The sequence below is a fragment of the Sphingomonas sp. S-NIH.Pt15_0812 genome (genome assembly GCF_003951315.1).
Taxonomy (GTDB): domain Bacteria; phylum Pseudomonadota; class Alphaproteobacteria; order Sphingomonadales; family Sphingomonadaceae; genus Sphingomonas.
Genome location: NZ_QLJH01000019.1, coordinates 18,357 through 30,353 on the forward strand (window position 1 = coordinate 18,357; position 11,997 = coordinate 30,353).

Annotated in this window: 10 protein-coding genes, 1 tRNA gene and 1 pseudogene; 5 read left to right on the forward strand and 7 right to left on the reverse strand. The window is 66.9% G+C overall.

Features of this window, described 5'->3' with window-relative positions; translation table 11 throughout:
• Positions 1-3 precede the first annotated feature (3 nt).
• Positions 4-1,920 carry a TonB-dependent receptor gene (locus BRX43_RS13140; RefSeq protein ID WP_125995556.1) on the reverse strand — a complete coding sequence of 639 codons (1,917 nt, stop codon included), beginning with the start codon at positions 1,918-1,920 and terminating at the stop codon, positions 4-6.
• A complete protein-coding gene (locus tag BRX43_RS13145) occupies positions 1,917-4,013 on the reverse strand; it encodes a TonB-dependent siderophore receptor (protein ID WP_206433209.1) in 2,097 nt (698 codons plus the stop codon). Before BRX43_RS13145 ends, BRX43_RS13140 begins: the two co-directional genes overlap by 4 nt.
• A gap of 144 nt (positions 4,014-4,157) precedes the next feature.
• Here BRX43_RS13145 and BRX43_RS13150 point away from each other — a divergent pair, with 144 nt between their 5' ends.
• The 4 genes from BRX43_RS13150 (at position 4,158) to BRX43_RS13165 (ending at position 8,135) form a co-directional block, all read left to right on the forward strand.
• A complete protein-coding gene (locus tag BRX43_RS13150; protein WP_125995557.1) occupies positions 4,158-4,898 on the forward strand; it encodes an ABC transporter ATP-binding protein in 741 nt (246 codons plus the stop codon).
• Positions 4,895-6,331: a DUF3526 domain-containing protein gene (locus tag BRX43_RS13155; protein WP_125995558.1), complete on the forward strand. Its 1,437-nt coding sequence runs from the start codon at positions 4,895-4,897 to the stop codon at positions 6,329-6,331. The genes BRX43_RS13150 and BRX43_RS13155 overlap by 4 nt, the downstream gene beginning before the upstream one ends.
• Positions 6,331-7,572, forward strand: a complete 1,242-nt coding sequence (locus BRX43_RS13160) for a DUF3526 domain-containing protein (protein WP_125995559.1) — start codon at positions 6,331-6,333, stop codon at positions 7,570-7,572. Before BRX43_RS13155 ends, BRX43_RS13160 begins: the two co-directional genes overlap by 1 nt.
• A 362-nt stretch (positions 7,573-7,934) precedes the next feature.
• The gene (locus BRX43_RS13165; RefSeq protein ID WP_125995560.1) at positions 7,935-8,135 is read left to right on the forward strand and encodes a hypothetical protein; all 201 of its coding nucleotides are present in this window, start codon (positions 7,935-7,937) and stop codon (positions 8,133-8,135) included.
• A 141-nt stretch (positions 8,136-8,276) separates the two neighbouring features.
• On the opposite strand, the gene BRX43_RS13170 is transcribed toward BRX43_RS13165, so the two are convergent.
• Positions 8,277-8,879 (reverse strand): FxDxF family PEP-CTERM protein, encoded by a 603-nt coding sequence (locus tag BRX43_RS13170; protein ID WP_241214948.1) that lies wholly within the window; start codon positions 8,877-8,879, stop codon positions 8,277-8,279.
• Between the two features lie 541 nt (positions 8,880-9,420).
• Here BRX43_RS13170 and BRX43_RS13180 point away from each other — a divergent pair.
• Positions 9,421-10,179, forward strand: a complete 759-nt coding sequence (locus BRX43_RS13180) for a ZIP family zinc transporter (protein ID WP_125995561.1) — start codon at positions 9,421-9,423, stop codon at positions 10,177-10,179.
• Between the two features lie 173 nt (positions 10,180-10,352).
• Here BRX43_RS13180 and BRX43_RS20900 read toward each other — a convergent pair.
• The 4 genes and pseudogenes from BRX43_RS20900 to BRX43_RS13195 all read right to left on the reverse strand — a co-directional run.
• Positions 10,353-10,442 (reverse strand): annotated as a pseudogene (locus BRX43_RS20900) (PEPxxWA-CTERM sorting domain-containing protein); the annotation flags it as partial.
• 3 nt (positions 10,443-10,445) lie between these two features.
• Positions 10,446-11,111, reverse strand: coding sequence for a hypothetical protein (locus tag BRX43_RS20335; RefSeq protein ID WP_241214953.1), 666 nt, complete (start codon positions 11,109-11,111; stop codon positions 10,446-10,448).
• A 351-nt stretch (positions 11,112-11,462) separates the two neighbouring features.
• A tRNA-Arg gene (locus BRX43_RS13190) sits at positions 11,463-11,539 on the reverse strand.
• 42 nt (positions 11,540-11,581) lie between these two features.
• Entirely contained in the window at positions 11,582-11,986 is a 405-nt protein-coding gene (locus tag BRX43_RS13195; protein WP_125995562.1) for a hypothetical protein, read from the reverse strand.
• Positions 11,987-11,997: the final 11 nt, after the last annotated feature.

An 11,997-nucleotide genomic window follows, 5' to 3' on the forward strand; every position in this document is an offset into this window, starting at 1 on the left:
GCTTCAGAAATCCGCCGTCACGCTCGCGATGACGCGGCGGCCCGGCAGCAGCGTGTAACCGCCGCCGCCGGATACCCGCCAACCGAACGTATCGGCGACGTTGCGCACCTGTACCCGGAGCAGCGTCGGCACATGGCCGATGCGGCTGCGATAGCGCGCGCCGAGATCGAGGATCGCACGCGCCGGAAGCGAGGCGGTGTTCGCGGCATTGGCGGTCCGTCGCGCTTCATAGGTGGCATGGGCGTCGACCGAAAAGCCGGAGAAGCCCGGAATCCGGTAGTCGACGCTGGCATCGATGAACAACGGCGTTCGGCCGATCGGGCGCGGGCCGATCCGCCCGTCGTCGACCGCCTGGCCCGTCACGCGGGGACGCAGCCAGACCATGCCGACGATCATGCTGAGCCCCTCCAGCGGACTTCCGGACAGCGATGCCTCGGCCCCGCGATGGGTGACGGTGCCCAACTGGCGAAACGCGCCGTTCCGCCGGTCGAGGTCGAAATAGGGCTTGGCGATGTCGAACACCGCCGTCGTCGCGCGCCAGCCGCCGGGAAAGGCGTAGCGGGCACCAGCCTCATATTGTCGGGTCCGCAGCGCGGGCAGCGCCGCGCCGGGATTGCTCGCATTGCCCGGCGCGATGCCGCTTTCCTCCAGCCCGCGCGTCGTCGCGACGTAGAGCGTCAGGCGTTCGGTCGGCAGCAGGGCGAGGGCGGCATTCCATAGCCAGGGGCGATCGCGTTCCAGGACGACGGCCGCGTCCGGCACCACCACCGCGTTGCGATAATCGGTGCGCGTCAGGCCCAGATTGAGTTCGAGCAGCCTGGTCCAGCGCAGTTCATAGCCGACCGCATGGCTCGCCTGCCGCACATCGTCGCGCGTCCGCTCGCCGGATACCGGCATCGGCCGGGGGCGGGGGTCGGGAACGCCGATCGTCGCAAGTCCCAGATCGGCGGTGGCCAGCCCGCCATAGCGCGCCGACACATCGCGCGCCCGCACCGACACGAGCAGCCGGTGGCGACGCGGGCCGTCCTCGATCAGGCGGCTGAGGCGCAGTTCGCCCGAGGTGGAGGCGGTCGTCTGATCCTCGCCCGCCAGCACGAAGGAACGGCCGACCCCGTCCGCATCGACGCCGCGATAGAAGGCGGTGTGATATTCGTCGCGGGCGAAGCGGCTGCGGAAGGCGCCGGCGGCGACCTGCCACTGGCCGAGCGTCGCCTTGGCCAGCGCGCCATAGTTGAACGCCTGTCCCGCCCAGTCGGCCCAGTCCTGTCCGAAGAAGCGGCGGCGCACGATGGGCTGCGGCACCCGGCCATCGGCGGTGAAGATCGTCGGCGCCTGTTCCTCGTCCGCGAAGCTGTAGCCGCCATAGAAGCCGGTCAGCTCGACCCCGTCGACCGGACGCAGGCGCGCGATCCCGCCATAGCTCAGGAACCGGCCACTGGCCCCGCTGACATATTGGTCGTCGTAAAGCCCCGCATCCAGGTTGATGCCGATCCGTTCGCCGATGGGGATCGCCGCATCGACGATCAGATCGGTCCCCAGATAATCGCCGCTGTTCACCTGGACGCTGACGACCGGCTTGGGTCCCGCGCGACGCATCTCATGGTCGATGATCCCGGTCGGCGCGGGCAGCGGATAGCCGAAGGCGCTGAGGCCGACGCGGGTCGTCGTTTCGCGGGTGATGACGCTGCTCAGCGTGGCCGCGCGATCCCAGTATATGCCCTCGATCCGATTGTTGCCCGCCTCGGTCGCGCTGAACCCGCGCACCTCGCCGCTGGCGTAGATGCCGATCGATTCGCTGCCCACGCTCTTGCCGAAGCCGTCCTCCGCCTCGCGCACGGTATTCTCGGTCGTGCGCTGGGCGGCAGCGGGCGCCTGCCAGCCACCGGCGGCCAGCGCCAGCCCCCATGCCAGTCGTCTCACAGCGCGAGGGCGATCCGGGCGCGGATCGTGCGCGGTGCGCCGGGCGTGATCCACACATTCGAATAGCTGCTTTCGAGATAATAGACGTCGAACAGATTCTCGCCATCGAGATGCGCCGACAGCCCTTTTGTCAGCCGGTAGGACAGCTTGAGCCGAGCGGTGGCATAGCCCGGCAGGCGGAGCCCGCTGGCGACGTCGTCGCCCGGCCGTGCGCCGACATAGGTCACGCCCGCGCCGATGCCGACCGATCCCGGTCGCGTCCCGCGGGACTGCCAGAAGGCATAGGCCGCGCCGCTGTGATGCGGGATGTTCGACAGGGCGCTGCCGGTCAGGCCCGACCGTGTATCGCGCGTCACCTTCGCATCGGTATAGGCATAGACGCCGGTCAGCGTCAGCCGCTCGCCGACGCGATAATTGGCGTCGGCTTCCACCCCGCGACTGCGCGCCTCGCCGGTCGCGATCGAGAAACCGGGATTGGCGGGATCGTTGACCAGGATGTTGCGCTTGGTGATCTGGAAGAGCGAGACGGTGCCGGTCAGCCGCTTGTCCAGCGCCGCGATCTTCACGCCACCCTCCCACGCCTCGCCGCGTTCGGGGGCGAAGGGGGCGTCGGCGGCGTCGACGCCCTGGTTGAAGCGGAACGACCGGCCCCAGCTGATATAGGCCGAGACATGCGCGCTCGGCGCGATGGTGAAGGCGGCGCGGGGGCTGGTCGCCTGTGGACGCTGCCGGTCGGTGCGGCCGGTCCGATAGTTCAGATTGTCCTGGCGTATCCAGTCGTGGCGGAGACCGAGCAGCAGCGAGACGCGATCGTCGAACGTCAGCAGGTCCTGGGCATAGACGCTGTGCCCGCCCAGCCGTTCGAGCAGATCCTGGTTGAGCGGCGCGACCGGCTTGGGCTGGCCATAGACCGGCTTGGCGATGTCGATGGCATAGGGCTGCGCCGCCGTCGGGTTGAACCGGTGGAAGATGCGTCGCTGGTCGTAATCGAAGGCGTCGGCGCCGACCCGCATCTGATGACCGATGCCGAGCAGCGTACGATTGGCGCTCAGCTCGATCCGCCCAGACAGATCCTGCCAGCGGTAATCATGGATGCGCAACTGCCGCCACAATTGCGTGCCGACCAATCGGCTATTGTGCGTCGACTGCCCCAGCAGCGCGCCGTCGCGATATTGGACGCCGCCCTCCAGCGCGACGCCGGGGCCGAGATCGACATAGGCGGTCGCCTGATGCTGCGACGTGCGCTGGGTCATCTGCCCGTCGTTCGGCTCGCCCAGGAACCGGCTGCGCGGCAGCGCGCGGCCATTGCCGTTCACCGCCACCAGCCCGCGATCATGGGTGAAGCCCACCAGATTATATTCGAGCTGGTAGAGCAGCCGCACCCGGTCGTTCAGCCGCCAGCCGATCGACGGCGCGAACAGCAGCCGGTCGTTATGCACGAAGTCGCGGAAGCTGCCGCCGTCCTGATAGACGCCGATGACCCGCGTCGACAGGCCCTTGCCGACCGGGCCGCCGATATCGAAGCTGCCGCGCCACGTATCGAAACTGGCATAGCCCAGCTCGCCGCCGGCATGGACATGGTCGAGCGGGGCCTTGGTCACGATGTTGATCGATCCGCCCGGTTCGCCCTTGCCCGATAGCGCCGAGGCCGGGCCCTTCAGCACCTGGAAGCTTTCGACCGTCGCCACGTCGCGGCGCGCATTGAAGCCGCGATTGGCGCTGAAGCGATTGACCAGCAGGTCCGGCCCCTGATTGATATCGCCGGAAAATCCCCGGATCGCATAGGCATCCCAGGCGCCGCCGAAGCTGTTCTGCCGCGACATGCCGCCCGCCAGATCGAACAGCTGCGACAGGTCGGTAAAGCCCGCCCGCTCGATCAGCTGGTCGTCGAGCAGGCGGACATTCTGCGGCAGCAGTTGCGGATCGATGTCGAGTCCGTTGATGCTGGCATTGGCCCTGCGCGACCCGGTGATGACGATGTCGTCGGTCGTTTCCTCGACCGGCGATGCCTTGGGCTCCGCGCCTTCGTTCGCCCGCGCGGCGGTTGCGCTGGCCAGCGGCACGAGCATCAGGGCCGGCGCAAGCCGGCGCAAACAGATCGACATACGGTTCCCCCCAAATGCGAATGACGTGAAATTTTACGCGCCCCAACCCGATCCACAAAAGCCTGTCAATGGAATGATACATCATCGCACTTGACGATGGCGTTTGTCGGAGGGCAGTGGGCGGATATGTCGATGCCGCACCAACCGCCCGCCGGCCTGCCCGAAATCGCCATTGACGGCGCCATCCTCCATTATGGCGCGCATCGCGTGCTCGACGGCCTGTCGCTGTCGGTGGCGAGCGGCGAGATCTACGCGCTGCTCGGTGGCAATGGCGCGGGCAAGTCGACGACGCTGTCGGCCCTGCTCGGCTTCGTCCGGGTCGACGGGGGCAGCGTGCGGGTCGGGGGGATCGACGCGGCCGCCGATCCCGACGCGGCCCGGCGCCGCATCGCCTATCTGCCGGAGAATGTCGCGCTGTACGAGCATCTGAGCGCGGTCGAGAATGCGGATTACCTGCTCGCCCTGTCGGGTACGCCGCGCGACCGGCCGGCGATTGTCGAGGCCCTGGCGGCGGCGGGCCTGCAGGAGCGGGCGTTCGACCAGCGGCTCGGCGGCTTTTCCAAGGGGATGCGACAGAAGGTCGCCATCGCCGTGGCGCTGTTGCGCGAAGTCCCGGTGCTGCTGCTCGACGAGCCGACCTCCGGCCTCGATCCGCGCGCGACGGCCGATTTCAACGCGCTGCTCCATGCGGTGCGGGCGCGGGGCACCGCCGTGCTGATGGTGACGCACGACCTGCTCAGCGCCGCCGATGTCGCCGACCGTATCGGCTTTCTGGAGGGCGGACGCATCGTCGCGGCGGTCGCGGCGGAGGGCGAGGCCCGCTTCGACGTGCGCGCCCTGCATGATCGGTTCGCGGGGGCGGCGGCGGCATGAGCGCGGTCTCGCTCATCGCGCGCGACGAGTGGCGGCTGATGCGGCGCAACCGCGTCGCGGTGACCGCCATCCTGCTGCTGCTGCTCCTGACGCTGGTTGCGGTCGTCACTGCCTGGACGCATCAACAGGGAATCGCCGACCATCGCGCGCGCAATCAGGCGGAGGCGAACCATGCGTTCGAGGCGCAGCCCGACCGCCACCCGCACCGTGTCGTCCATTATGGGCATTTCATCTTCCGCCCGCTGGGGCCGCTCGCCGCCTTCGATCCGGGCGTCGACGCCTTTACCGGCAACACCATGTTCCTCGAAGGACATCGGCAGAATACCAGCAATTTCGGCGATGTGCGGCAAAGCTCGGCCCTGGTCCGCTTCGGCCAGCTCACCCCGGCCTTCGTCCTTCAGGCGGTGGCGCCGCTGCTGTTGATCTTCCTCGGTTACGGGGCGGTCGCGCGCGAGATCGAAGGGGGGACACTGCGCCCGCTGATGGTGCAGGGGGCCTCGGCACGGTCGATCGTGCTGGGCAAGCTCGCCGCGCTGGGCGTGGTCGCGCTGTTGGTCGGACTTCCGGCGATGATCGGCTTCGTGCTGATCGCCGGCCAGCCGGGCGCCTTTGCCGGGCCGATGACGGCCATCGCACTGGGCTATGCCGCCTATCTGGCATTGTGGGTGGTGGCCATCATCCTCGTGTCGATGCTGGTCCGTCGCCGCCGCGATGCCCTGCTCGCCTTGCTGGCGGTGTGGGCGGTGACGGTGGTGCTGCTGCCGCGCGTCGCGCCCGACATGGCGAGCGCGGCCTATCCGCTCACCAACCGCCTGCAGACCGATGTCGCCATCGCCCGCGACCTGCGGCGGATGGGCGACAGCCATGATCCCGACGATCCGCATTTCGCCCGGTTCAAGGCGGACGTGCTGAAGCGCTATGGCGTGACACGCGTCGAGGATCTGCCGGTCAACTATAAGGGCCTGCTCGCGCTGGAGGGCGAAGCGCTGACCAGCAAGTTGTTCGACCGTTATGCCGCGGCCAGCTTCGCGACGCAGGCGCGGCAGAATGCATGGGTCACCGGGATCGGCCTGCTCAGCCCGACCATCGCGCTGCGCCAGGCGTCGATGGCGGCGGCGGGCACCGACTTCACCGGCCATCGCCGCTTCCTCGAACAGGCGGAGGCCTATCGCTACGCCCTCGTCCAGCGGTTGAACCGCTTGCAGGCCGAGGCGGTCCGCTATGCCGACGATGTCGCCAAGGACGCCGGCGCCGACCGGCGTAAGCGGATCGGGGCCGACCATTGGCGGGGAATTCCCGAATTCGCCTTCGTCCCGCCCGATGCGGCGACCTTGGTGCGGGCGAGCCTGCCGGGGCTGACCATCATCCTGGGCTGGCTGGTGGTGGCCGGGGCCGCGCTGGCATGGGCGACCCGCCGACTGGGAGCGAAGTAATGGCGATGTGGAGGCATGAGCTACGGCTGCTGCTGCGGTCGCGCATGGCGAGCATCGCGCTGGTCCTGCTGGCGGTGCTCAGCGCCGCCGCCGTCGCCGCCGGGATGACCGAAATGGCACGGCAGCGCGCCGCCATCGACGCGATCTCCACCGCGCAGGCGGGGGATGTCGCCGCGATCGCCCGCTATGTCGACCGGGAGAAGGACGCCGGAAGCGCCGCCTATTATACCTTCCACCCCACCTGGGACGCGCCCGCGCCGCTCGCCTTCGCCGCGATCGGCATGCGCGATGTTGCACCGTATCTCCTGCGCGTCCGGACGCTGGGGCTGGAGGCGCAGATCTATGACGGCGATACTTTCAATCCCGAACTGGCGCTGCCGGGGCGGTTCGATTTCGCCTTCGTGCTGGTGTTCCTGGCGCCGCTGTTGGTCATCGCGCTGTTCCACGACTTGAAGTCGGGCGAGCGCGAGGCGGGACGCGCCCGGATGCTGGGCGCGCTGCCGGGCGCGGGGCGGCTGTGGCTGCGACGTGGGCTGCTGCGGTTCGCGCTGTTGCTGGCGGCCCTGGCGGTGCCGTTCATGATCGGCGCGCTTCTGTCGGGGGGCGAAACCTGGGCGATGCTGCTGGTCGTCGCGGTGGCGGGTGCGTATCTGTTGTTCTGGATCGGCCTGGCCGGGCTGGTGTCGCGACTGGGCCATGGATCGACCGCCAATGCCGCGACGCTCGCCGGACTGTGGCTGGTGCTCGTGCTGGTCGTTCCGACGCTCGCCAATGTCGTCATTGATCGCGCCATTCCGGTCGACGAAGGTGCCCGGATCGCGCTGGCGCAGCGCGAGAATGTCCACCACGCCTGGGAAATCCCGCGTGAGGACACGATGCGGCGCTTCTATGCCCGCCATCCAGAATGGGCGGACTCGCCGCCGCTGCCCGAGGGTTTCCATTACAAATGGTATTTCGCCTTCCACCAGAATGGCGACGACAGCGTCGCCGATCGGGTCAAAGCTTATCGCGAGCGGCTGGAGCGCCGCGCCAACGCCGCCGACGCGCTCGGCTGGCTACTTCCGTCGGTGGGCGTTCAGGCGCTGCTGACGCGGCTGGCGCATACCGACCTGGCGGCGCAACTCGCCTATCAGGATCGTATCCGCGCCTTTCACCGTCGGCTGCGCGACTTCTATTATGACTATATCTTCCGCGACCGGCCGTTCGGCAAGGCGGACTTTGCCAAGGCGCCCGGCTACTGAGGCCATGTCAGGGGATGCGGCGCGCGACATGCGAGGCATCCGGATAAGCCAGAGTTTTGGGCACAATGGTGCGTGACAGCGTCGCCGACGCGCCCGCGCTTGCGATGCTTGCCGAGCCGTCCGTCGGATGGGGCCGGTCCGTGCAAATCTCGTCGGACCAGGGCAGGCATGACTGTCCGAGCGAAAAAGAACCGGTTTTCCCACAAGGCCCGGACCAGAATTGGATCGAGATTCGATAAAGACCGATTGGCGCTTAGCGTATTCGCCGAATCATGATAGTAAGACCTATCGTCGACAGCCTCTCTCGAAGCGTCGACGGCTGAGAGACATCGTGCTCCCGCTTCCACATGCCGGGAATTATCATGTCTGATAGTGCATTAGATTATCGTTCGCGCGCGGCGGATTGCCGGCGCACGGCTGGCGCCGCCATCTTGGAGAATGTCCGCCTGCGCTGGGAATCGTCCGCCTTGAACTGGGACGCACTCGCCGAACGGGCCGATCGCACCGATGCCGAGCGAGACAGGATCAAGGCCGATCGCATCACTGCGATGGCGCGAACCTAGCCATGGCCGCCTCGCCATGCCTGGTGCGGGTGAGGGTGCAAGGAGCGGGCGGCGGTTGCGGGAAGCCTCGCGGCATCACCGCTCGTGAACTCGCGCCTTCCGCGGCGGAGTAGGGGCCGGCCGTAGCCGGCCCCGACAGGCTTAGGCGAACGCCAGCTTGCGACGACGCATCGCATAGCCAACCATGCCGAAGCCGGCGAGCATCAGCGCCCAGGTGGACGGCTCGGGGACATCCAGGGGCTCGAAGCTGGCCTGGCCGCCATAGGCGCCGTTGCCGCGCGAGAAGCCGGTCACGGTGATCGTGTTGAGCTGCCCGGCGGTGATGGGGATGAGATTCTGGAAGGCCGTTTCGAACACGCCGCCGCCCGCGACGAAGATCTGCGCAGCCACGCCGTTGATCAGGACGGACGTGAAATCGAGATCGTTCGCGTTACCGAGGAAGTTCGCGCTCGTCGTCACCGTGCCGCTGCCGAAGCCATTGGCGGGGATCGTGAAGGTGAAGGTGTCGGTGAACGCACCCGACGCGATGCCCGTGTTGAAAAAGGCACCGGCGAAGGTGCCGTTCGGGCCAGCGGTGGCCTTGAAATTGGCACTGCCCACCGGGAAGGTTGCCGCTTGCGCCGACGAAGCGGCAATAAGGCCGCTCGTCGCAATCGCTGCGGCGAGTAAAACCGTTTTCATCTCAATTGTCCCTGTTGGCGAAACTGCCGCACGGCCTGTGCGCGTAAAGTCTCTGATAACCAAGAGAAATTTGCGTAGTTAATCGTAGGTTAAGGTGATTTTAAGCGTGCCGTTCGAGGCCCTGCGCCGCGTCTGGAAGGATGTGTTGCGGCCTGTACGCGACGAATGTCCGATCCGTACCGCCGTCAAACCCCGTAGCGCTTGTTCCCGCTGCTGGTGATGCAATATCGGCCGCCGCGCGGGCCGACACAGGCGTCGTCGCCATTGCACGGACATTCACCGCTTGTCGTGCCGCGCGACGGCGTGAAGGTGCGGACGCGTACGCTGTGCTTCCGGCTCTTATAGGTCGACGATCGGCGGGCGTCACTTGGCACCGTGCCGACAGCCAGCATCGAAAGGGCGGCACAACCGAGAATCACCATGCGTCTCATAGACGTCCCCCTGTCGGGGCACCTAGTCTCCCGAGACGGGCCGCGTCCACGACTCCTTGATCGGTTCTGGATGTATTCTGCCGGAAAGTGACGCGGGAACAGGCTGTTAGTCAGCTCGACGGAGCCTTCACCGGACGATGGCGTTGCGCGCCTGCAACGATAGGGGATTCGCCATGACTGGACTATGGGCCGCCGGCTTCTGGGGGCTGGTGGGAGGATCGGCATTGGTCCTCGGCGCGGTCGTGGCGTGGTTCGCGACCCTGCCGCAACGCCTGATCGCCGCCGTGATGGCGGTCGGCGCGGGCGTGCTGATCTCCGCCGTGGCGTTCGACCTGATGGATGAGGCGTTCCACCAGGGCGGCTTCGATGCCACGGCGGTCGGCTTTCTTGGCGGAGCGATCACCTATACGGCCGCGAACATCATCGTCTCTAGGCGCGGAGCCCGTCACCGCAAGCGGTCGGGCTCCAACCCCGACGAACGCCAGTCCGATGCGCGCAGCGACTCCGGTGCCGCCATCGCGATCGGCGCGCTGCTCGACGGCATTCCGGAATCGGTCGTCATCGGCGTCAGTCTGCTCGGCGGCGGCGGCGTGAGCGCGGTGACGGTGGCGGCCGTGTTCCTGTCGAACGTGCCGGAGGGCTTGTCGAGCGCGGCCGGCATGAAGGCGGCCGGCCGCTCGCCCAAGTACGTGTTCGGCGTCTGGGGCGGCATCGCCATCGCCTCCGCGATCGCCGCGATGATCGGCAATGTGGCGCTGGCCGGCAGCAGCCCGGACCTGATCGCGGGCGTCACGGCGGTCGCGGCCGGCGCGATCCTCGCCATGCTGGTGGACACGATGATCCCGGAGGCCACCGAAGCCACGCATGACTATTCCGGCCTGATCGCGGTCGTTGGCTTCCTGCTGGCCTTCATTTTGACGAAAAGCGGTTGAAACCGATGGAGCGACCGCATCCCAAGCCTTGTATCCGGCAGAGCTGCCGCCGCGGCCGGGGGGGGGGCGTCAGGTCGGCACCGGCAAACGGTAAAGGCCGCCAGCCTTTCGACCAGCGGCCTTTCTTGAAGCCATACAGAGATGGGAGTTCAGGCCTCAAACCGGATATGGGTTTACGCCAGGGCGATCTTGGTCGACCGGCGGCGATAGCGGGCTGCGGCTCCAACCATCGCAAAACCGACCAGCATCATCGCCCAAGTCGTGGGCTAGGGAACCGCCGCCACCGTCAACTGCGCGACCTTGAAGAAGTCGTTGCGATCGTCCGGCCCGTTGAACGAACCGCCCACGATCCAGACGTTCGACGCTTTGGCCAGCGGCAGGGCATAGGTCTGGAGAGCGGTCTTGTAGGCGTCGCTGTTGCTGTTGGAGCCACCGAGGCGGGTGTCGAACAGCGTCGCGGCATCCGTGCCCGTCAGCGCCGTGCCGAGGCCGAGCGTCGACGAGTTCCAGCCGATAAAGGCGTCATTGTCGGTATAGTTGCGGTCGTCGATGCCGAAGCTGTTCAGCTTTGCCGATTGCAGCGTCACGGCCTCGCTGAACTGGAGGATGAGGAATTCCCAGCCATTGATGTTGTCGATCTGGTGATAGCCGCCGTCGCGACGTTCACCCTGCTGGTAGATGCCGAGACCGTTCGAGCCGAAAGACGCGATCTCGCCGGCCGTGAACGCACCATCGAAGCCTCGCGACCAAGCGGTCGCCTTCATCGTGATCGACCGCGACCCGTCACTGCCGGAGTAAGTGAAAGCATTGCCGTAGCCTGAGCCGGTAACTTTACCGGAATTGACTGTGTTGAACACGAAATCCGCGGCCTGCGCCGATCCGGCGCTAGCAAAGGCTCCAAATGCTGCCGTTGCGGCGATGATCTTCTTCATGTCGTTCCCCGTAATCTGATGAACAATCTCCTAACGTGGATTTTCGTTATCGCGCAATAGGTTGTTGGGGGCAGCTTTGTGTCAATATGAAGCCCGCCATGGTTAATCACTATAGTAACCATGATTTGCGGGTAATGCGATCGATCTAGACCCAGTCTGCACGCATAGGTTTTCGTGCGAGTTGAAGATTTGATTAGAGGCTGGCCCATCATTGCCGATGTGATCGACGACGCCCATCGCGTCGAGGTTCGCGACCAAGAGGTGCGGATCGCGGAGCACGACGCTATGCTGGAACGCACGATCAGGGTGTCCGGGCAGCCCGGCGCGGCAGTGTGCAAAGCTGAACGGAAATGGCGCACCCGACAGGATTCGAACCTGTGGCCTCTGCCTTCGGAGGGCAGCGCTCTATCCAGCTGAGCTACGGGTGCCTGGAGGGCTCGCCTAGCAAAGCCTTTGGCGGAGCGCCAGCCCTAACGTGCAGGGAATCGTCGTGTCGGCGTCAGGGTGACGGGCTGGAAGGGCGCCAGGCCGCAGGCGGCGCCGCTCTGGATCGGCGCGCTGGTGATGACCGTCAGGATGTCGGTCGAGCAGAGCCGGTTGCCGATCGGGCGGTAGCTGATCCGCCGCTCATAGCCGAGGCCTGGGCAGGCCTGTGCCAGGGTGGTGCGGAAGACGCGGCGGTCGCGCATCAGGAAATCGATCACCCGGTCGCTGCGGACCTGGCTCTCGCGGATCAGATGGGCGGGGATGCAGTCCACTGCCGCGCCTGCCGGCTCGGCCGGGGGCGGGGTGCCATGATCGCGGTTCCTGGCGGAAGCCGCGAAGGCGGGTGCGATCGCCAGCAGCAGGAAGAACCGTCGCCGGGATCGCGTCATCGCATCGCCTC